The organism is Pseudoflavonifractor capillosus, from assembly GCF_016899775.1.
GTDB lineage: Bacteria > Bacillota > Clostridia > Oscillospirales > Oscillospiraceae > Lawsonibacter.
The window spans coordinates 1-21,521 of sequence record NZ_JACJJE010000023.1 but is presented as its reverse complement, the minus strand read 5'-3'; the positions used below and the strand labels follow the sequence as shown (position 1 = coordinate 21,521).

Below are 21,521 nucleotides of genomic sequence, written 5' to 3'. Positions count from 1 at the left end.
TTGAATTTCCTTGGGCGTTTTTGGGGTTCTTCGTTGTGCGGGCGTGCCTGCTGAGGTATTCCGTTAGGAAACGAAAAAGAAAGTAGTAATTTGAGAAAAGTTTGGAAATAAGGGGTATGCAAGCGGATCAATAATAGATTGGGGACAGAGTTATGAATTATCAAGATGTGCTTCAGCGGTACCATTATCAGGACGGAGCAGAAATTTTTGAGCGAATTTCTGCGGCAGACAAAGAGAACTATCAAGAAAATAAAGATATTATCAATGAAATTGTCCTTTGGAAGATCAATCGGATGCCGCAAATAACCCCACAAGTAATTGAGGAAATCTATGACTTGGCTGCGATCACAGATCCGATGGAAGCCTCGGAAAATCAGGCTACTTTTTCTGTGATTGTGAAACTGCTTGGTGCAAAAGGAATTCGGCTTCCAATGGCAAGTACCATTTTGCACTTTTACCATCCCGCTCTTTACCCGATCATAGATCAGAGAGCCTACCGGGAGCTATATCGTGAAGAGTACCCTAAATATCTTATAAAAAAAGAGGCATTGGCACAATTATATATGCAATATGTTAGAGACTGCTACGCCTTTCAACAGAAAAATTGTCCGGATATTCCGTTTGAACAAATCGATAAGATTCTCTATCAGCTGGATAAAGAAAAAGGAAATAAAGTAAAATATTAGACATCCTAAAAAGAGACATAATCCGTTTCGGTTGATAGGAGTTTATCAATTATTTGCCACAGATAGTGTTCCAAGGAGAACTAAAAAGGAGAGACACCATGTCCTTTGTCCACCTACATCTGCATACTGAATTCTCCCTTCTGGACGGCGCCTGCCGGATCAAGAAACTGGTCAAGCGGGTGAAGGAGCTGGGCCAGGAGGCGGTGGCCATCACCGACCACGGTGTCATGTACGGGGTGATCGACTTCTACAAGGCCTGCAAGGCGGAGGGAATCAAGCCCATCATCGGCTGTGAGGTGTATGTGGCCCCCCGGGGCCGGACCCGGTTCCAGAAGATGCACGAGTATGACTCTGCCTTCTCCCACCTGGTGCTTTTGTGCCGGAATGAGGAGGGATACCGCAACCTGTCCTATATGGTGTCCCAGGCCTTCCTGGAGGGCTTTTATATGAAGCCCCGCATTGACCTGGACCTGCTGAAGGAGCACTGCGACGGCCTCATCGCCTGCTCCGCCTGCCTGGGGGGCGAGGTGCCCAAGCTGCTCTCCGCCGGGGACTACGACAAGGCCAAAGAGGTGGCCCTGGAGATGCGGGAGTGGTTCGGGGAGGACGGCTACTACCTGGAGCTCCAGGACCACGGTATCCCCGCCCAGCGGCAGGTGAACGCGGGGCTGATGCGACTCCACCAGGAGACGGGCATCCCCCTCATCGCCACCAACGACGCCCACTACCTGCGGCGGGAGGACGCGGAGATGCAGGACATCCTCATGTGCATCCAGACGGGCAAGACGCTGGACGACCCCAACCGCATGAAGTTCGAGACCCAGGAGTTTTATGTCAAGAGCGAGGAGGAGATGGCCTCCCTCTTTCCCAACTGCCCCGAGGCCCTGGAGAACACCGCCAAAATTGCGGATATATGCAATGTGGAGTTCGAGTTCGGCAAGTACCACCTGCCCCACTTCCAGCTGCCCGAGGGCTGGACCGACGGGGACGCCTACTTTGAGAAGCTGTGCATGGACGGCTTCCGCTGGCGCTACCCGGCGGAGCCCCCCGAGTACCTGGAGAAGCTGCGGTACGAGATGGGCATGATCCGGAAGATGGGCTTTGTGGACTACTTCCTCATCGTCTCCGACTTCATTGCCTACGCCAAAAACAACGGAATCCCAGTGGGGCCAGGGCGAGGCTCGGCGGCGGGCTCCATGGTGTCCTACTGTCTGAACATCACCGACCTGGACCCGGTGAAATACGGGCTGTACTTCGAGCGCTTCCTGAACCCGGAGCGGGTGACCATGCCCGATATCGACATCGACTTCTGCATCCGCCGCCGCCAGGAGGTCATCGACTACGTCTCCCGGAAGTACGGGGCCGACCATGTGGCCCAGATCGTCACCTTCGGCACCATGGCCGCCCGCGGTGCGGTGCGGGATGTGGGCCGGGTGCTGAACATGACCTACGCCGAGGTGGACGCCATCGCCAAGCTGATCCCCAGCGGCCCGGGGGCCCTCCACATCACCCTGGAGGAGTCCCTGAAGCTGTCCAAGCAGCTCAAGGACGCCTACGACGAAAATCCCCAGGTGAAAAAGCTCATCGACACCGCCAAGGCCATCGAGGGCATGCCCCGGAACACCTCCACCCACGCCGCCGGCGTGGTCATCACCAGCCGGCCGGTGAGCGACTATGTGCCCCTGGCCAAGAACGACGACCTGGTGGTCACCCAGTACATCATGACCACCCTGGAGGAGCTGGGCCTCTTAAAGATGGACTTCCTGGGTCTGCGGAACCTGACGGTGCTGGACGACGCGGCCAAGCTGGTCCGCCGCAGCCACCCGGATTTCGACCCGAAGAAGATCCCCGACGATGACCCGGCGGTGTTCCAGATGCTGTCCGACGGCAAGACCTCCGGCGTGTTCCAGATGGAGTCCGCTGGCATGACCGGCGTGTGCGTGGGCCTGAAGCCCCAGAACATCGAGGACATCACCGCCATCATCGCCCTGTACCGGCCGGGGCCTATGGACTCCATCCCCCGGTTCATCGCCTGCAAGCACAACCCGGAGAAGGTCACCTACAAGCACCCCTCCCTCATTCCCATCCTGTCCAACACCTACGGCTGCATCGTCTATCAGGAGCAGGTCATTCAGATCTTCCAGCAGCTGGGGGGCTACTCTCTGGGCCAGGCGGACATGGTGCGCCGGGCCATGTCCAAGAAAAAGGTGAAGGACATCGAGAAGGAGCGGGCCACCTTCCTCCACGGGGACCCGGAGCGAAACATCGCCGGCTGTGCCGCCAACGGCATCCCCGAGGATGTGGCCCAGAGCATCTACGACGAGATCTACGACTTCGCCAACTACGCCTTCAACAAGGCCCATGCGGTGTGCTACGCGGTGGTGGCCTATCAGACGGCCTGGTTCAAGTGCCACTACCCCAAGGAGTATATGGCCGCCCTGCTCACCTCGGTGCTGGACTCCAGCGACAAGGTGGCCGAGTACATCGCCGAGTGCAAGGAGTGGAACATCGCTCTGCTGCCCCCGGATATCAACGAGTCGGAGGCGGATTTTGCCGTGTCCGAGGGGGGTATTCGCTTCGGCCTGGTGGCCCTGAAGGGTGTGGGACGGAGCGTGATCAACGGCCTGCTGGAGGAGCGCTCAAAGAACGGACCCTTCACCGACTTTATGGACTTCTGCGACCGGATGTTTGACAAGGACTTAAACCGGCGGGTGCTGGAGAGCCTGATCAAAGCCGGTGCCTTTGACCGGATGGGGTATAAGCGCGCCCAGCTGATGGAGGTCTATGGGCAGGTTCTGGACGGCATCGCCGCCAGCCGCAAGCGCAACCTGGAGGGCCAGATGGACCTGTTCGGCATGGGCGGGGGAGAGGCGGAGGAGGCCGCCCTGCCCGCCCTCCACCTGCCGGACGTGTCAGAATACCCGCCCCAGCAGCTCATGTCCATGGAGAAGGAGGTCACCGGCCTCTACCTCACCGGGCACCCCATGGACGCCTACCGAGAGGCGGCCAAGATGGTGGGGGCGGTGACCATCGGCTCCATTTTGGGGGACTTCGGCCGGGAGGACGGCCCCGCCCGCTACCGGGACGGGGAGGTGGTTACCATCGCCGGAGTGATCTCCACCTATAAGACCCGGACCACCCGGAACAACACCCTGATGGCCTACGTCACCCTGGAGGACGACACCGCCTCCATGGAGCTGCTGTGCTTCTCCCGGGTGCTCAATGAGAGCGGGGGATACATCCGGGAAAACAGCGCCGTGCTGGCTACCGGGAAGATCTCCGTCCGGGACGAGAAGGAGCCCCAGCTCATGGTGGACTCCATCCGTCCTCTGGGGGATCTGGACGGCAAGGCCCAGGGGAAACCGGAGAAGCTGTGGCTCCGCCTGCCCACCCGGGAGGACCCCCGCATGCGGAAGATCAAGCTGGCCCTGTCCTTCTTCCCCGGAGAGAGCCAGGCGGTGCTCTACTTTGAGGACTGCAAAAAGCGGGTGGGCACCCGCTGTATGATCCACCCGGCCCTGGTGCAGGACCTGAAAGAGCGCCTGGGGGAGGAGAACGTGGTGGTGAAGTAACAGGCGGGCAGCCGCGAGGCGGCGGATGCCTCCACGGCGGGCGGCCCAGGTGTGCCGCCCCTACAGAGGTTTGCGGATAGGCGGAACGGCGCGTCCGGGAGGCCGCGCCCTCCACAAAAAAGCGTTCTATCATCGTCCCTCATCCGCCCCCTTCGGGGGCACCTTCCCCCCAAGGGGAAGGTTTTCGGGCGGCTGATAGCCGCCCCTACAAAATACGGGAAACTCTCCGGTCTTTCCGTAGGGGCCGACGACCTCGGCGGCCCGCGGGCGCACCCTGTGCGCCCCTACAGCGGGGAACGAGGTGGGCGCCTTGATTTGGCAAACTCAGGCGCAGTCATAGAACTGCGCTAGTCCCAATTTTTCACCCACTCAGACCCCCAGTGGGGCCGGACAGAATGGCACTCAACCACTCTGCTCCCAAAGACAAAAAAGGCCCCATTTGTGCAGAATTAAAAAAATCTGTTTCAATTCACGAAAAAAGTTGACAAGAATGTGGGAAAGATCCTTGACAATCGGAGGAAAGTCTGGTATAGTGGACTCAACTAATAAGAATAATTCTTGTTAGAAAATAACAATACATAGATTTAGGGAGGAATTTACGATGCCGGAACTGAAGGGCAGCAAGACCGAACAGAACCTGTGGACCGCCTTTGCCGGGGAGTCCCAGGCCCGCAACAAGTACACCTACTTCGCCTCCAAGGCCAAGAAGGACGGCTATGTGCAGATCTCCAAGATCTTTGAGGAGACCGCCGCCAACGAGAAAGAGCACGCCGAGATCTGGTTCAAGCTGCTGGGCGGCATCGGCACCACTGCTGAGAACCTGGAGGCCGCTGCTCAGGGCGAGAACTACGAGTGGACCGACATGTATGCCACCATGGCCAAGGAGGCCAAGGAGGAGGGCTTCGACCACATCGCCTTCCTGTTTGAGGAAGTGGCCAAGATCGAGAAGGAGCACGAGGAGCGCTACCGCAAGCTGCTGGCCAATGTGGAGGGCGGCCTGGTGTTCTCCCGGGACGGCGACATGATCTGGCAGTGCAGCAACTGCGGCCACATCCATGTGGGCAAGGAGGCCCCCGAGGTCTGCCCCGTGTGCGCCCATCCCCGCGATTACTTCCAGCTGAAGGCTGAGAACTACTAAGATTCCGCACTGTTTTCTGAGTTACATGGAAAACGGCCTGTCCAATCTATATTATGGGTTGGACGGGCCGTTGCTTTTTGAGGGGAGCAGAGTAGGGAGGACACCGCCGGAGTGGAACAGAAAGCCCAAGTTGTTCTGCCCCTTGCGCCAACCAAAAAAGTGAACCGCTCTGCGGGGAAATTATGCTATAATGAATCAACAAGCAGCTTTTCCACCGAGACAGCGGAAATGGGGGATATCACCATGGGAAGAAAGGGCGCAGTTCCAGTCCTGATCGCGGTTACGGCGGGCCTGGTGTGTATAGCCGCACTCCTTTGGTTTCGTGAGCCCACCTACTGGATAGAGGAGAGTGTCAGCTCTTACGAGGCAAGCCCGATGTCAGGGGTGAGCTTTGACCTGGAGGCGAACCGAAGCAGAGGTTGGGTTACCATTGAGAATCAGGGGGCGGAGCATCTGACGTTCTGCCTTCGGGATCAGCCGATTGACATTGAGAAGCTGGAGGAGGACGGGTGGCACCGGCTCTGTTCTACCAAGCCGCAGCCTGCGCGCGTGGAGGCAGTTTCACAGGGCGGTTCCTATCAGTGTGAGTTTTCCTGGAAGGAGTGGATGGGCGGAAATCTGAGTCCGGGCAAATACCGGGCCATTTTTCACCACGGTACGGGGAGCACGGAATTTTATGTCTACAGCATGGATGCGGAGTTTACGATTTCCTAGATAAGAAAGACGGCGGGAGAGCTCCTTTGAGCGCTCCCGCCGTTTTCTCTGGTCAGTTATTTTCTTTCCCTGCGGCCGTGTCCCGCATTTCGTCCGGCTGAGCGGGGCGGCCGTCTACGAGCTCCCTCAGATCACCGTGGAAAGACCAGCGGTTGGCATCTATCAGCTCAAAAAATTGTTCGTAAAATTCACCGGCGGTGGTCCACATGGGGAGCTCCACGAGGCCCCGGATCTCCACTTCTCTGCGGTGTGCAAAGTCGTCCAAATTCAAGGAGGCCAGGCTGTTCTGCGTTTCCTCCTCCTCCCAGGTGCCCAGCGTTTTCAGCTGCGCGCCGAACTCCGGTGAGAGAACGTGAGCGTAACACATGAACTCATGGGACAGGGTCCCGAAAAACAGCTCCTGATCCCGAAAGAAACACAGGTCCTCCAGAGAACAGCCGTTTTGGTCGTCGCCGGTTTTCAGAAACAGGTTGTCTGCATACCGCAGAAGGGTCTCCTTCGCCTTCCGGGAGGCGTGGTACAGGGTGACTTTATGGAGATAACCTGACGGAGCGTAGCAGAACCAGTGGTCCACGGACAGGTGTTTAAACTGGAATTTCTGCAGGGCTCGCTCCAGCCTGGCGTCGGTGCGGTACGGTCCATGTACTTTGGTGAGTGAAAAGACATCCGCCTGGGCAAAGCACAGGTCCATCAGGCGGCAAAAGTCCTCTCCTGCGATGGTGCCGGGATTCGGAAGGCTGTTGTCATCCAAATTGATCTCGTCGGACAGGTCAGGGTCATTTTGAAGATACCAAATGTTTCTCACAGAAGCGGCCGTCCTTTCTCTGGTGTGGTGTGTGGGACGCAACTAGGATACCAGAGCCGAGAAAGGCTGACCAGAAAGAATCTCTTAATTTTTTCTGAAGACGGGTAAAAGAATGCGGGAGCGCTCCAATGAACGCTCCCGCCGTTCCATTTACGCCTGACCGGGCCGTTCCAGCCCAGTGCAGTCGTAATACTCGTCGCTGTACTGGATTTTACTGCCGTCAAAAGCTTGCTGCAGGGTCTTCACATAGGAGAAGGGGTCCTCTATAGGTGTCAGGTTAAAGGTGCTCTGGAGCTGCTCCAGGGCGGCCTTCTGCTCCTCGGTCTGGATGGTACGCTCGGCACGCAGGTGGTCCTCGAACCGTTCCCGGCTCATCCAGGCGATCTGCTCCACCGGGTTGGCGGAGCCGCAGGCCAGAATCAGCCGGAGAAAATCGGAGAAGTTTTGGGCCAGCGGGTACACGCATCTGTCCGCACAGGTCTCCGGGTTGGCGGCAAAGACCATTTCGCCATACTCCGGCAGAAAGCAGTACAAAATGCACCCCTCAAATCCGATGGGGACGGCGTTGACCGGATAACAGAAGTAGGAGACCTCTATGGAGCCGGGCTCGAGAGAGATCAGGCTTTTGTCTATGGGGAGCTTCTGGAATTGGGAAAACAGAGCATCCATCTTGATATCCTCCCGATTGAGATTGGCGGTTATTGGGGCATGCCCGCCTCATAGTCCAGCCCGGTGAGGTACCGCCGGGCCAGGTCGAAGGCGTGGTGGGCGGTGATGGTGCGCAGCCGCTCCCGCACCGGGCGCAGGGTGATGTGGAGGGGCCGGACGTAAGTGCCCTCGGGGGTGGCGATGCCCACGAACATGGTGCCCACCTCGTTGCCACGGTCGTCCTTGTCCGGGCCGGCCACGCCGGTGGAGGAGAGGCCGATGTCGCAGCCCAGCACCCGCCGGGCCCCCTCGGCCATGGCTTCTGCCACCGGAGCGGACACCGCCCCGTACTGGTCCAGAAGCTCCTGGGGCACCCCCAGCACATGGTGCTTCACCTCATTGGTGTAGGAGACGATGCCCCCCTTGAACACCTGGGAGGCCCCGGAGAGGTCGGTGAGCCGCTTGGCCATGAGGCCGCCGGTGCAGCTCTCGGCGGTGCCCAAGGTGAGCCCCTTCTCCTTCAAAAGCCCCTCCAGCACGAACTCCAGGGAGGGCACGTCTACCCCGTACACCAGGGGTCCGAAGTGCTCCTTCAGCTTGTCCACCGTGGGCAGCAGGAGGGCCTGGGCCTCCTCCTGGGTGGCGGCCTTGGCGGTGACACGCAGCTCGCACTCCCCCTCCTTGGCGTAGGGGGCCAGGGTGGGGTTGGCCATGGCGTTCATCTGCTCCCGCAGCTGGGCCTCCATGGCGGACTCCCCGATGCCGAACAGCTTCAGGGTGTGGGAGGCGATGACCCCCTCGGAGAACTGCTGCAGGTAGGGGACCGCCCGGAACTGGAACATGGGGCGGCACTCACTGGGGGGGCCGGGGAGCATGATGACGTGGACGCCCTCCGCCTCAAAGGCGCAGCCGGGGGCGGAGCCCCAGTCGTTCACCAGAACGGTGCACCCCTCGGGGAGCATGGCCTGCTGGTAGTTGTTCTCGGTGAGCTTGCGGCCCCGGTTTTTGGCGAACTCCTCCAGCCGGCGCACCGAGTCCTCATCCCGGTACAGCTTTTTCCCAAAGGCCTCCACCAGCACGTTTTTGGTCAGGTCGTCGCAGGTGGGCCCCAGGCCGCCGGTGGTGATGATGATGTCCGCCCGCTGCTTGGCGATGGCCACCGCCTCCCGGGCCCGCTGGGGGTTGTCCCCCACCACTGTGTGCCAATACACATTCAGCCCCAGGGCGCTGAGCCCCTGAGAGAGCATTTGAGCGTCGGTGTTGGCGATGCTGCCCAGCAGCAGCTCGGTGCCCACCGACAGGATTTCCACTTTATGAGACAAAGGAAAGACCTCCATTATAGGGCGCGGAAGAGGCACCCTTAGTTTGTGCGTTTATAGATCAGGGGCACGTCGTAGCCGAACACCCGTTTTCCCTCCCGCTCCATGGACTCGGATACCTCCAGGCGGTCGGGGAAGAAGCGCTCAAAGAGGGTGAATTTCATAACAGGGGAGAACATGCTCTCACTGCCGCCCACCCAGCCGCCGTCCTGGAACCGGTAGAGGGCGGGGGTGAACTTCTGGGAGGGGGAGAGCTGGTCAAAGGGGAGCTCCGGCATGGTCTCATAGGACAAGGTCTTGGGGTCCAGTTCCCGGGGCAGGTCGTAGGAGGTGAGCAGCACCCCCTCCGCCTCCTGGGTGAAGCAGAACAGGTGGGGGGAGGCGTTGGTGCGTCCCTGGACGGTGTAGTAGCTCTCCTCCAGCAGGAAGAGGCCGGGAAAGTCCGCCGGAAGGCCGGAAATCTTCTGATTGCAGATGGTGTTCACGTGACGGGCAAAGGGAAAGGAGGTGTCTCCCGCCGCCTGGCGCTGTTCAAACTGCTCGCGGTTGTCAAAACGGCCGCAGAGCAGGTCCATAAATTCAGAGAGTGTGTGTCGGTCCATGTTCATGGAAAATGCTCCTTTTCAGGAAAAATTGTCCCGGGCGCAAAAAATGCCCCCGGTATGTACAGTGTAATACCGGGGGCGGGTCCCGTCAAGCGGGAATCTTATTTGGTAATCTGGAAGGAGCGGGTGATGGGGGCCGCCTGGTAGTTTCCGCCCAGGGTGACCACGGTCATCACATAGCGGCCCGGCTCCGTGGGCGGGGTGGTGGTGCTGGAGTACACCCGCCACTTGCTGGTGAAGCCGGAGTACAGGTAGCTGACGCTCTCCTGGCTGTCGGTGGCGACGCCGTCATAGGACAGGGTGGCGCCGAAATCAAAGGTCTTGGCCTCCTCGGCGGTGAGCTTACCATTCGGGATGTTCTCATTCCAGGTGAGGTTCACCCCGGACAGGCGCATCTTCACCAGCAGGAAGCCCATGCCGAAGCCGGTCTCATAGTTCTGGTTGTCGGTGACGACGGCCACGGTGTACAGGCCGGCCCGGTTGGGGGCGCCGAAGGAGATGCGGACGCTGTCCAGGATGCCGGGCATCTTGTTCACCGCCTCCAGGATCTGGCCGAAGGTGCCGGTGTCGATGTTCAGCTTGTCCAGCAGGTCCAGCAGCTCCTGGGTGCTCAGCAGCTCCCGCAGCTCGCCCACGGTGACGCCGTCATTGAGCATGTCGGTGAAGCTCTTGCCGTAGACCTTCTCTACAATGGGGTCCAGCAGTTTAATCACAGTGCTGTCGGTGTACCGCTCGGGCAGATCCAGGTAGAGGGCGGTGGTCACGTTGCTGGTGATGCCGGCGTAGATGACGTACTGGTCAAAGTCGTCGGCGGGGTCGGTGGTGATGAAGCCCTCAGGGAGAGCCTCGTCGGCGTAGATGTTGTCCGAGTGGACGCTCACCTTCACAGTGGCCTTGTCCACGGTGACGGTGCCCTCCGTGCTGTCGCTGGGGCGGTAGTCGGCGTTTCCGTTAAAGCTCACCCGGATGGACTGGGCTTCACCCGCGCCCATCTGGGGGAAAGAGCCGATTTCCTGGCCCAGAATCTCATAGACTTTACCCTCGATGGGCACCCACTGGGTCAGAACATCACTGTTAAGAATATCATCAAGGCCGGGAATGTTTCCAAGCAGGCCCTCCAGGTCCTCCAGACCCGGGTCCACGCCGCTCTCGGCGTCGGTGAGCTTGGCCTTGTACTCGATGGTAAAGTCGTCCAGGGAGAGGGTCTCCTTGGCGGGGAGGGTGGAGCTGTCCCAGTCAATGACGCTGTCAAAGATGGCCTGCTCCATGACGGAGGGGTCCATGTTATAGGTGAAGGACACGCCGCTCTTGAGAGCTACGAAGCTCTCCCAGCGGCTGTCGGTGGTAGTCACGTCCACGATGACGGAGTTGCCCCGGTACTGCTGGTTCCCGGGCCAGGAGATGCGGATCTCCCAGGTGCCGGTGCCGAACTTTTTCAGGCCGGTCCAGTCAGTGCCGTCCAGGGGCTTGAACTGGTCAGTTGCCCCGGTCAGGGTAGTATTGTACTCCACGGTCACATCGTCTGCGGTAAGCGAAATGGGGGTGGTGGACGCCACCACGGCTTCATAGATGGCCTGGGCGGTGGCTTCATAGTCATAGCCCTGGTCCGCGGTGAACTTCATGCCCACCTCGTAAGGGCCTTCGTTCAGGTTGAACTGAATCTGCTCCCGGTCGTTGACGGTGACATTGGCCTCGATGGTGGTGGGGGCATAGGTCTGATTGCCCGGCCAATAGATTCGGATCTGCTGTTCTCCGGCGGAGATGGCGGGGTAATTTAGAGCATTGACCCATCCGCCTTCCAAAGTAACCCAATTATGTCCCAATTCGCCTACTGCGCCGCTAACGGCGGTGGCATAATAAGTAATGGTAACATCATTTACCGTCAGTCCATTGAAGTCGTCCACCACGGCGTTGAAAATATCCGTGCGCAGAGCGTCGAAGTCGGTCTCCAGGTTCTCGTCCACGGTGATAGTCACACTGTAAGGACCTTCCTTCAGCTCATAATTGGCTTCGGGCCGCTCCTCAACAGTGACGGTGACCGTAAAAGCCCCGGCCTGGTAATCCTGAGTACCGTCCCAGGAGAAGCGGATTTTCCACGTACCGATGTCAAACTTCTTGAAGTTGTACCAGTCGGAATTATTCAGCGGTTTATAGTTTTCGCTAATAGTACCGGCGTCATACTCGATGGTCACATCGTCAAAGCCGAGGCCCTGATTGGTACTCCTCACCACGGCGTTATAAATGGCTTCCTCCATGGCGTCATAGTTGATGCTCTGGTCCTCGTTGTAGATGATCCCAACGGTATAAGTGCCATCTTCACCCGGGGAGTTCTGCTCCCAGAGGTCAGTATCCCGCTCGTCGGCGATGGTGACAGTGCCCTCAGCGCTGGTACTGTAGTAGGTATCGTTCTCCCCGTAGGAGATACGGATGTCCCAAGTGCCTTCAGAGATGGCGGGGTAGGTCAGCCCAGAGATCTTGCCGCCCTCCAGAGAAACCCAAGTTTTACCGATATCACCCAAAGAGCCAGTCGTAGCAGTCGCATAATACTCGATGTCCACATCGTCCACGGTCAGCTCCGGCGTGGTATCTGCTACCACTTCGGCCCAAATATCCGACCGCAGCTTGTCATAGTTTACCGTGGCATCCTCGCTGTAGGGCAGGGCCACGGTGCAGTTGTCCTTCAGGGTGATTTCGCTTTCTTGCTTTGCGACCTTGGTCAGCGTAACTGCCGTGCCTGTACCCGCAATCCGGACCTGATATTTTCCGTCGCTGTTGGCCGCCAAGGCGGGGTGCGTGAAGGTTGTTGGGACAAACACAACATTTTTTTCACTGGTAAAACCATTCACAGACCCCCAGGCGTCATTGGTCAGCAGGCCATTTTTGCCTGTGCAGTAATACTCCCACTCCAAACTCTGGGGGTCTACATCGTCGCCGGTGTTGACCACCAGAGCATCGAACAGGATATCCTTTACCTCACGCTCTGTCGCACCGCTGGGGATAACCGCTGTGCCGTCTTGCAGCTGGACCGGAGTCTCCTGGCTCTCATACATCTCTACCTGGGCGGTCTCCTCCTGTTCCTCCTGGGGCGAAAAGATGTCCCAGAAGGACCGGGCGGAGGCCGCCATAGGCATGGCCTGGAGCAGCATCAGGGCCGCCAGGCCGCCCGCAAGGCCCTTGCGGAATCGTTGTTTACCCATTTTCCGATCAAATCCTCTCCTAATTTTGTTTTGGCTTCGGACTCAACAACACACAAAAGTCCTGGAAAAAATCCTCTAAATTATAGCATTCGAATTTGAGATGTCAAGAAAAAAGTTTGAAAAATCAAAATATTTTGCAGAAAATGCGTGAAAGTAACGTGAAAAAATGAAATAGAAACTGGAAAAATGCAGGATGCGGCGTTCGGGCTTTCTGCTTTTTCATGCAGGAGGGAATAAATTTGCAGGCAAACGGCGGAAAAGAAAATGTTCGGAGAACAGATATGACATATCTGTCTCCGAACATAACGTTTTTGGGATTTATATACATATTTGCCGGCAAGACCACGCAGGTTACAGGTTGACCTGCACCCGCTCGATGCCGTCCACGGCGGCCTTCACCATGGCGTCAATGTCCAGGGCCTGCTCGGCGGCCTCTACCTCGCCGGGCATGGGCCGCAGGCGGGGGTGCCGGGGGGTGAAGACGGTGCAGCAGTCCTCATAGGGGAGGATGGAGGTCTCAAAGGTGCCGATTTTCCGGGCGATCTGGACGATCTCCTCCTTGTCCATGCCGATGCAGGGGCGCAGGACGGGCAGGTCCACCACCGCGCCGGTGCAGCGCAGCGCCTCCATGGTCTGGCTGGCCACCTGGCCCAGACACTCGCCGGTGACCAGGGCCTTGGCCCCGCAGCGGTTGGCCACCTCCTGGGCGATGCGCATCATAAAGCGGCGCATGAGGACGGTGAAGAGCTCCTCCGGGCAGGAGCGGCGCAGCTCCTCCTGGATGGCGGTGAAGGGGACCACGTGGACGGTGAGCCGCCCGGTCCAGGGGGTGAGCAGGCGGGCCAGCTCCAGCACCTTGTCCTTGGCTTCCGGGGAGGTGTAGGGGTAGGAGAAGAAGTGGACCATGTCCAGTGCCACCCCCCGCTTGGCGATCATCCAGGAGGCCACCGGGGAGTCGATGCCCCCGGACAGCAGGGAGACCGCCCGGCCGTTGATACCCACGGGCAGGCCGCCCGCCCCGGGCTGGGCCTGGGCGTGGACGTAGGCGGCGTAGTCCCGCACCTCGATATACACGGTGAGCTCCGGGTGGTGCACGTCCACCTCCAGGTTGTCATAGGCCTCGTGGAGCTCGCCCCCCACGTACTGGCTGAGCTGGATGGAGGTCATGGGGAAGGTTTTATCTGCCCGCTTGGTCTCCACCTTGAAGGATTTGGCGGAGCGCAGCTCAGTATCCAGGAATTCTTTGGCGGTGGCCAGAATGGCGTCCTTGTCCTTCTCACAGGGCCGGGCCAGGGACAGGCCCGCGATGCCGAACACCTTTTTCAGGGCCTCGTAGGCCCCCAGCACGTCGCAGCGGTCGTCCTTGGGCTCCACATAGGTGGCCGACTGGCGGGTGTACACCCGGAACTGGCCGTAGGGGTGGAGGCGGCGGTGGATATTGGCCTGGAGCTTATCCTCAAAGCTGCGGCGGTTCAGGCCCTTTAACACTAATTCGCCCAACTTGAGCAGAATGATTTCGTTCATTGGGATTCCTCACTTTTTTGTTCTATGTTCCTCACATTATAGCGAATCAGGCGGGAAATGTCTAGTTGCTGGGTGGATTCTGCAAAAGGTTTAGCAGGCGGGTCCCATCATATAGTCCCTGGCAATAAAAAAATTTCAGTTTGCGTTCCGTGTGGCGTTGAAAATCTGCGGCGATTTCCTGTAGAAGATCCTGCTGATCCAGAGAAAGTGCGTCCATCAGCATGCCGGTTGTGTTGTGGCTCCACTGTTGAAAGTAGTAATGTTCCGCAGTATTTTGGTCCTGTCGCTTAGCTTCCTCGTATAATTGGTCCCATAGGGTTTCCCAAATTGTATTTTCCTGCATGTCTTATTCATCCTTTCTTCGGTGTGGATGAGAATAGTATAAAGGAAAAGATAGATTAGGAGAGGACCCATTTCAGTCCATGGGGAATTTTTTGGAGAAGTTTTGCCCTTTTAAAGCCTTCCCCTTTAGGGGAAGGTGGCTGGCCGTCAGGCCAGACGGATGAGGGGGACAGATTTTGGATTGGTTCGTTGTACGCAGGGGGATTTCGCCGCCTGCGGGCGGCGAGTTACTTTGCCCTCGGCGGCAAAGTAACCAAAACGCCGCTGGGGACGCGGCCGACGGGCACTTCGTGCCCATAGGACCGCTTTCCCCAGACCCCGTTTACGGGGGACGCGTACCTGTCAGGATGAGCAAAATTTCCGGCGCGTGAAAATCTGAATGGGTGTCTAAATTCCCGCCGGGCCACTGGGCCCTGGCTGTTCTAAAATTGCGGCTGGTGCGGTTTCACTTCCGCGCCTAGGTTTGCCGAACCAACGCTCCCACCTCGTTTCCCGCTGTAGGGGCGCACAGTGTGCGCCCGCGGGCCGCCGAGGTCGTCGGCCCCTACGGAACGGCCGGAGAGTTTCCCGTATTTCGAAGGGGCGACCTTTGGCCGCCCGCAAGCCTTCCCCCTGCAAGGGGGAAGGTGCCGAGCGCATGCGAGGCGGATGAGGGTGGGCTTCGGAATGGCAGAACCCTCTCGACGGGCTGGCCAGTGTCCGGCCCCTACGAAAGAAGGGATGGCTTATAGAGTTGCCGTAGGGGCGGCCCCATGTGGCCGCCCGCCGTTTTTCTCTGCACAACTTGAGCTTTGCCGCAAACAAAGGCGCTTTCAAACGGGGGAGTACCCGGCTCTCGATTGCAGCCCGGTCCAGCGGCAGCGAAAGACGAGGGGCGGCGAAATCCCCCTATAAAAATTAACCAATTCAAGCCCAAACGACAAAAATCATCTCTCTGCCGGGCATACTACTCTGGGGGTGAGGAACATGAGCAAACGCAAAACCAAACGGTCATCCCAACAAATGGGGGAGAACCTGCGCCTGAATCCCCAGTTGCGCCTGTGTCCCAAGTTTGACCCGGACAGCATCGCGGAATTCCATGTGGGGGAACCAGGTGAGATGGGCGTCCGGGTGGTGGACAACTGCGCGGAGGAGCACATCATGTAAAAGATGCGCAAAAGGGCCCCAGCCTGCGGCTGGGGCCCACAGCTTGTCGAAAAACCTCTGTTCAGACGAATCCGCCCGAGTGTTGGCGGGGGAGCTCGAGGGGGCGGCAGCCCGCCTCGAGTGGGATCGAATGCCCTGAATGCCTTGCAGGGCAAGGCGTTCAGCGAGCGTAGCGAGGACTTTTCCGCCGCGTGGCGGCGGGAAAGTAACGGCATTTTTACCGGATGAAGTTGGTGCGCTGGAAGGGCTCCCGCTCCGGGATGCCGTAGGCCTCTTTGCCCAGCTGGATGCTCTTCATCAGGAAGACCATGTTCCGGGCCAGGGTGCGCATGCCCTGGAGGCCCTCCGCGTCCTGAGAGGCCTCGCCGGGCTCCCGGCCGTGGATGCCGTTCCAGTACTGGCCGGAGGCGATGGGCATGCCGGAGATGCCGAAAAACTTGTTCAGCTCGTCGTAGGTAGCGGTGAGCCCGCCCCGGCGGGCGGCGGCCACGGCGGCTCCCACCTTCATGGTCTTGTCGAAGTGGGTGCTGTAAAAGAGCCGGGTCAGAAAAGCCACCAGGGTGGCGTTGGCCGAGGCGTAGTACACCGGGGTGCCCACTACCAGGCCGTCGCAGGCCTCGAGCTTGGGGGCGGTCTCGTTTACCAGGTCGTCAAAAACGCATTTGCCAGCCTCCATACATTTGTTGCAGCCGATACAGCCCCGGATGTCCTTGTTGCCCACGTGGACGGTCTCCACCTGGATGCCCTCCTGGACAAAAATCTGCTCCATCTCGCGGAGGGCGATGGCGGTGTTGCCGTTGGGCTTGGGGCTGCCGTTGATCATTAAGACATTCATTGTGACAAAACCTCCTGAAAATAGAAACGAGAGAAGCGTACCCCTCTGTCAGCAGTACCATCATATACCCTGGAGTGCACTCCAAGTCAAGAGAGGGGCGTCGTTTTTTCCAAAGGAGAAGAGAGAACCTCCACCCGGGTGCACACCCGCTCCAGGAGGGGAGCGCTGTGGCTGACAATGAGCAGTCCCAGATTCCGCCGCTCCGCCTCCCGCAGGAGTAACTCCCAGATCTGGGCCTGGGTGATGGGGTCCAGCATGGCGGTGATCTCGTCGCACAGCAGGTATCTTGTGGCCCTGCCCAGGGCCCGGGCGATGCAGAACCGCTGGAGCTCCCCGCCGGACAGCTCCTGGGGGTAGCGGCGCAGCCACTGGGGCTGGATGTGCAGCTCCTCCAGCAGGCGCTCCTCCACCGGACCCGCCTCCTTCAGGGACACCTCCAGGGGGAGGAGGGGGTCCAGCACCGTCTCCGGGTGCTGCCAGATCATCTGGACCGGGCAGGCCCCCCGGTACTGGGATAGGGGGCGGCCATCCAAAAGGACCTCCCCCGCTGTGGAGCGCTCGTACCCCGCCAGGAGCTTGCACAGGGTGGTCTTGCCCCGGCCGCTGGGGGCGGTGAGGCCCACCCGCTCCCCGGGCTCCAGGGTGAGATTCACGTGTTCCAAAACGGGTCCCTGCCCCCGACGGGGGTAGCGGAAGGTAAGGCCGCGGGCTTCCAGGCTCATGGGGTATCTCCTCCTTCCGGGGTATAGCAGCGGACCATGCCGCCCGCCTGAGGCACATAGGGGACGGGGCCGCCGGACCGGCACCGCTCCTGACAGCGGGGACACCGGGGGGCGAACTGGCAGCCGTCTAAAACCTCCCCGGGGTAGGGCTGGGTGCCGGAGATGGGGCGAAAGCCGTTCTGGGGCAGGGCGCCCCACAGGGCCCGGGTGTAGGGGTGGCGGAGTTTTCCGGCTGAAAAGTCGGCGGCGTCCGCCTCCTCGATGGTCTCCCCGGCGTAGAGGACCAGCACCCGGTGGGCGATGGTGAGGGCCAGCTCCAGGTCGTGGGTGATGAGGAGCACCCCGGTCCCCTCCTCCGCCAGTTCCCGGAAGTGGCCCAGAATGCGCCCGGCGGCCCGGGCGTCCAGGCCGGGGGTGGGCTCGTCGGCGATGAGCAGCTTGGGGTGTTCCACTGCGGCGGTGGCGATGAGCACCCGCCGGGCCATGCCGCCGGAGAGCTCGAAGGGGTAGAGCTCCTCCGTCTCCGCCCCCAGGCCGTACCGGGCCAGGACGCTCCGGCTCTCATCCCGGGCGGCGGCGTCCCGCCGCCCACGGCGCACCTGGGGGCCCACCGTCATCAGGGGGTCCAGGTAGGTGACCCCCTGGGGGACCAGGACGATCTCCCGGCCCCGGAGGGCCTCCGCCCGTTTTTGGGTGAGAGGTTCCCCACGGTAGAGAATGGTCCCCTCCATGGCACTGTTGTAGGGGAGGATACCCAAAATCCCGTGGGCAAGTAAACTCTTGCCCGAGCCGCTGGAGCCCACCACCGCCACCACCTGGCCGGATTGGATGGAGAAGGACAGGTCGTGGATGACGGGGAGGTTTTGCTTTTGGGTGCCCCGGCTGTATTGAGAGAAGGAGAGAGATAGATGGGATACCTGTAAAATTGGTTCCATGGAGGTTCAGCTCTTTTCGTGGGAGATTTCGCCACCTGCGGGTGGCGAGTTACTTTGCCCATGGCGGCAAAGTGACCAAAACGCCACCGGGGACGGCTCCGACGAGCACTTTGTGCTCATAGTCGCCTTTCCCTGGACCCCATTACGGGGGACGCGTACTTATTAGGTTTTGCAATATTTCCGGTGCACAAAATTTGAGTGGCGGCCTAAAATCACGCCGGGCCACTGGGCCCTGGCTTTCCAAAAATTGCCGCTGGTGCGGTTCCACTTCCGCGCCTGGCTTTGCCGAGCAGGTGATAGTTGGTCTATTATCGGCGTGCCGGCCAGTGTCCGGCCCCTACGAAAAAGAAGGGCCCGCTTCCAGATCTGCTGTAGGGGCGGGTGTCCTCACCCGCCCGCCAGATTTCAGGCAAGGCGCCTATAAAGCCGTAGGGGCGGCCTTTGTGGTCGCCCGCCGTCCATCTGAGCCGCACTTGAGCCCCACCTACCTAAAAGGCGCGCTTCCCGCCAAGAGGAGGACCACCCAAAGGTTACCGGAAACTCAGCGGCAGCGGTCATAGAACGGTAGCCAATCCCCTGTCCACCCGCGCCTTTGCGATGATGGAGCAGCTTCCTAATTGGCGGCCCCCGTAAAATGGGGGTGCAGGGGGTGAGCGAATATGAGCGCGAAGCGCTCATCCTGAGCTCATCCCTTGGCGGTTCTTTGGTGACTTTCTGGGTGTCCAGAAAGTCACTCGCCGCCGCAGCGGCGAAACACCCCCTAAAAAGTCCTCTTGCCTTACTGATGCACACTGGACGGGTCCAGCACCCGCCGCACCTGCTCCCCAAGAGCGGCAAAGAGGAGGACCACTCCCACCAGGGCCAGCCCGGGGAACAGGGCCAGCCACCACCTTCCGGTGGTGAGGTACTGCATGCTCTCCGAGAGGATGACCCCGATGGCGGGCTGTTCCGAGGACAGGCCGAAGCCCAGGAAGGTGACGCTGGCCTCGTGGAGGATGGCGTGGGGAAACTGGAGGATGAGCCCGGTGAGGAACTGGGGCAGCAGGTGGGGAAGGAGGTGCCGCCGGACGATCTGCCCCCGGGGGACCCCCAGCTTTTCCGCCGAGAGCAGATAGGGGGCGTGGCGGAGGGAGAGAACTTCGCCGCGGATGACCCGGGCCAGGGAGGGCCAGTGGCTCAGGGACACCCCGGCCACCACCCCGAGAAAACCCCGGCCGAAGGCCAGGGAGATGAGCATGACCAGCAGAATGTGGGGGATGCCCAGAAACAGGTCGATGCACCAGGAGAGGACCGCGTCCGCCCTCCGGCTCAGGGCGGCGGCCACCCCGCAGAGCAGGGCGATGACGGCGCTCACCAGGGCGGTAAGCACGCCGATGCGGATGGACAGGGACAGCCCGGCCAGGGTGCGGGCGAGCATGTCCCGCCCCATCCAGTCGGTGCCGAACAGAAAGGAGAGGCTGGGGGAGAAGTTCATGCGGGAGAAATCGGTCTCCATGGCCCGCTGGGTGAGCAGAGCGCCGGCCAGCGTGACCGCCAGGAGCACCGCCAGAGTGAGAAACAGGAGCAGAAGGGTCCTCTGTCGCCGGTTGAGCGGTCTCATGATTTGGCCGCCCCCCTTCGGATCTTGGGGTCCACCGCGCCGTAGAGGAGGTCGGCAATCAAATTCCCTCCGAAGACGATGGCGGCGGTGATGACGGTGATGCCCAGGAGCAGGGGCAGGTCACTGCCCAGCCCGGCGGTCACTGCCGCCTGGCCCAGTCCGGGGTAGGAGAACACCTGCTCCACCAGCACCGAGCCGCCGATGATCTCACTCACCGAGGCAAACTGCAAGGTGATGGCGGGAAGGGCCACGTTCCGCAGGCCGTGGCGCAGGACGATGCTCCGGAGGGATTCCCCCCGGGCCCGGGCGAACAGCACGTAGTCCGACTCCATCACGTCCACCATCTTCTCCCGGGTGTGGAGGGCGATGGAGGACACCCCGGTGATGCTGAGGGTGAGGGCGGGGAGGACGGCGTGGTGGAGACGCTCCAAGAAGGTGACGCTGTCCGCATCCACTCCGATGGGGACGGACAGACCGGTGGGGAACCACCCCAGCCACACGGAGAATACCAACAGAAGAAGGATGGCCAGCCAGAAGGCTGGAGTGCTGGAGATGAGCAGACACCAGCCCCGGATGAGCCGATCGGGCCAGCGGCCCCGAAAGGCACCGGCCAGCACCCCCAAGGTGAGCCCTAAGATCCCGGACAGAACCCAGGCGAACAGGAGCAGTCCCAGGGAGTTCCCCAGCCGCTCCCCGATGATGGCCAGCACCGGCTGGCGGTAGAGCAGGGAGGTGCCCAGGTCTCCGTGGAGGGCGTCAGCCAGCCAGCCCAGATAGCGCTCCGGCAGGGGGGTGTTCACCCCCCAGTAGTCCTCCAGCTGGGCGATCTGCTCCTGGGACATGGTGCCCAGGGCGGCCTGGCCCACGTTGGTCTGGAGTGGGTCCAGAGGGGAGGCGGACATGAGCAGAAAGGCCGCCAGGCTTACCCCCAGCAGGAGGAGCAGCATGCGGATCAACTTTTTTCCCGCAAATTGCAGGCGGTGTTTCATTGGGAGGCTCCTTTCTTGGAAAGGTTTGCAGGGGAATTTCACCGCCTGCCCTTCTCGAGCCTTCCCCCCGGGGGGAAGGTGGCTGGCCGAAGGCCAGACGGATGAGGGGGCGATGATAGAGCTTTTGCCTTTGTCGCAGGGGGAGTTTCGCCGCCCCGGCGGCGAGTAACTTTCTCAGCGGGCGGATTGTCAAGTGAAGTGCAACGGTTTGTGAAAAAAGAGTTCAAGAGGAGATTTCCAGCCTAGGCATTTGCGCGGGCGACGATTTAGCTTATCAGTAAATAAAGCCAGAAGGGATGGAGAAAAAGGAACCTTATAGGTGTCCTTTGGAATGTATTGTCGCAGCAAACCATTGGTATTTTCGTTTGTACCTCGTTCCCAGGGGGCATGAGGATGCGCAAAATAGAAGACTGCGTTTGGAATTATTTTTGTAATGTTGGCATGATGGGCAAACTCCAATCCCCGATCCAGGGTAATGGAGCGAAGCTTTCCCTTGGGTAAAGTATCCAGCATGGAGGCTATGACCCGTGCGACTTCTTCTGGTTTCCTGCTCTGGCAAATACCAGTCAGCAGGTATCGAGACCGTCGATCTACAAGTGTGACCACATAAAGCTTGTGGAAGCTGCTATATACAAGATCACCTTCAAAATGTCCGAATTGGCTCCGCCTATCTGCCGCTTTGGGCCGCTGTTCAATGGTTTGATGCACAAAGGCTGCGGTTTTTCTCAGCTTCTTTACCCCACG

The 21,521-nt window shown here is 60.0% G+C and carries 18 protein-coding genes; 5 read left to right on the top strand and 13 right to left on the bottom strand.

Annotation, left to right across the window (positions count from 1 at the left end):
* The first annotated feature begins 152 nt into the window (after positions 1 to 152).
* The 4 genes from H6B31_RS08910 (at position 153) to H6B31_RS08895 (ending at position 6,110) form a co-directional block, all read left to right on the top strand.
* Positions 153 to 686, top strand: coding sequence for a hypothetical protein (locus H6B31_RS08910; protein ID WP_204898195.1), 534 nt, complete (start codon positions 153 to 155; stop codon positions 684 to 686).
* Between the two features lie 98 nt (positions 687 to 784).
* Entirely contained in the window at positions 785 to 4,258 is a 3,474-nt protein-coding gene (locus H6B31_RS08905) for a DNA polymerase III subunit alpha (protein WP_204898194.1), read from the top strand.
* A 601-nt stretch (positions 4,259 to 4,859) separates the two neighbouring features.
* Complete coding sequence (rbr, locus tag H6B31_RS08900) at positions 4,860 to 5,396, top strand: rubrerythrin (RefSeq protein ID WP_204898193.1); 537 nt, start codon at positions 4,860 to 4,862, stop codon at positions 5,394 to 5,396.
* A 111-nt stretch (positions 5,397 to 5,507) separates the two neighbouring features.
* Positions 5,508 to 6,110: an immunoglobulin-like domain-containing protein gene (locus tag H6B31_RS08895; RefSeq protein ID WP_204898192.1), complete on the top strand. Its 603-nt coding sequence runs from the start codon at positions 5,508 to 5,510 to the stop codon at positions 6,108 to 6,110.
* 52 nt (positions 6,111 to 6,162) lie between these two features.
* On the opposite strand, the gene H6B31_RS08890 is transcribed toward H6B31_RS08895, so the two are convergent.
* From H6B31_RS08890 to H6B31_RS08860, 7 genes are all read right to left on the bottom strand, one after another.
* Complete coding sequence (locus H6B31_RS08890; protein WP_204898191.1) at positions 6,163 to 6,915, bottom strand: hypothetical protein; 753 nt, start codon at positions 6,913 to 6,915, stop codon at positions 6,163 to 6,165.
* Between the two features lie 150 nt (positions 6,916 to 7,065).
* Entirely contained in the window at positions 7,066 to 7,584 is a 519-nt protein-coding gene (locus H6B31_RS08885) for a hypothetical protein (RefSeq protein WP_204898190.1), read from the bottom strand.
* A gap of 29 nt (positions 7,585 to 7,613) precedes the next feature.
* On the bottom strand, positions 7,614 to 8,885 hold the full coding sequence (locus H6B31_RS08880; RefSeq protein WP_204898189.1) for a competence/damage-inducible protein A: 1,272 nt from the start codon (positions 8,883 to 8,885) through the stop codon (positions 7,614 to 7,616).
* 38 nt (positions 8,886 to 8,923) lie between these two features.
* Entirely contained in the window at positions 8,924 to 9,490 is a 567-nt protein-coding gene (locus H6B31_RS08875; protein WP_243418949.1) for a hypothetical protein, read from the bottom strand.
* 98 nt (positions 9,491 to 9,588) lie between these two features.
* On the bottom strand, positions 9,589 to 12,684 hold the full coding sequence (locus tag H6B31_RS08870) for a hypothetical protein (protein WP_243418948.1): 3,096 nt from the start codon (positions 12,682 to 12,684) through the stop codon (positions 9,589 to 9,591).
* Between the two features lie 351 nt (positions 12,685 to 13,035).
* Positions 13,036 to 14,208, bottom strand: a complete 1,173-nt coding sequence (gene thiI, locus H6B31_RS08865; RefSeq protein WP_204898188.1) for a tRNA uracil 4-sulfurtransferase ThiI — start codon at positions 14,206 to 14,208, stop codon at positions 13,036 to 13,038.
* Positions 14,209 to 14,269: 61 nt separating this feature from the next.
* Positions 14,270 to 14,551: a hypothetical protein gene (locus H6B31_RS08860; protein WP_204898187.1), complete on the bottom strand. Its 282-nt coding sequence runs from the start codon at positions 14,549 to 14,551 to the stop codon at positions 14,270 to 14,272.
* Between the two features lie 965 nt (positions 14,552 to 15,516).
* Between H6B31_RS08860 and H6B31_RS08855 the strand changes: the two genes are divergently transcribed.
* A complete protein-coding gene (locus H6B31_RS08855) occupies positions 15,517 to 15,696 on the top strand; it encodes a hypothetical protein (protein ID WP_087291524.1) in 180 nt (59 codons plus the stop codon).
* Positions 15,697 to 15,913: 217 nt separating this feature from the next.
* Here H6B31_RS08855 and H6B31_RS08850 read toward each other — a convergent pair whose 3' ends face one another.
* The 6 genes from H6B31_RS08850 to H6B31_RS08825 form a co-directional block, all read right to left on the bottom strand.
* Positions 15,914 to 16,531: a flavodoxin family protein gene (locus H6B31_RS08850; RefSeq protein ID WP_204898186.1), complete on the bottom strand. Its 618-nt coding sequence runs from the start codon at positions 16,529 to 16,531 to the stop codon at positions 15,914 to 15,916.
* A gap of 86 nt (positions 16,532 to 16,617) precedes the next feature.
* Positions 16,618 to 17,253, bottom strand: coding sequence for an ABC transporter ATP-binding protein (locus tag H6B31_RS08845; protein WP_204898185.1), 636 nt, complete (start codon positions 17,251 to 17,253; stop codon positions 16,618 to 16,620).
* On the bottom strand, positions 17,250 to 18,188 hold the full coding sequence (locus H6B31_RS08840) for an ABC transporter ATP-binding protein (protein ID WP_204898184.1): 939 nt from the start codon (positions 18,186 to 18,188) through the stop codon (positions 17,250 to 17,252). Before H6B31_RS08840 ends, H6B31_RS08845 begins: the two co-directional genes overlap by 4 nt.
* 778 nt (positions 18,189 to 18,966) lie before the next feature.
* On the bottom strand, positions 18,967 to 19,788 hold the full coding sequence (locus tag H6B31_RS08835; RefSeq protein WP_204898183.1) for an ABC transporter permease: 822 nt from the start codon (positions 19,786 to 19,788) through the stop codon (positions 18,967 to 18,969).
* Positions 19,785 to 20,777 carry an ABC transporter permease gene (locus H6B31_RS08830; protein WP_204898182.1) on the bottom strand — a complete coding sequence of 331 codons (993 nt, stop codon included), beginning with the start codon at positions 20,775 to 20,777 and terminating at the stop codon, positions 19,785 to 19,787. Before H6B31_RS08830 ends, H6B31_RS08835 begins: the two co-directional genes overlap by 4 nt.
* A 189-nt stretch (positions 20,778 to 20,966) precedes the next feature.
* Positions 20,967 to 21,521: IS30 family transposase (locus H6B31_RS08825; RefSeq protein ID WP_204898181.1), on the bottom strand; the 555-nt coding region annotated here is incomplete at its 5' end.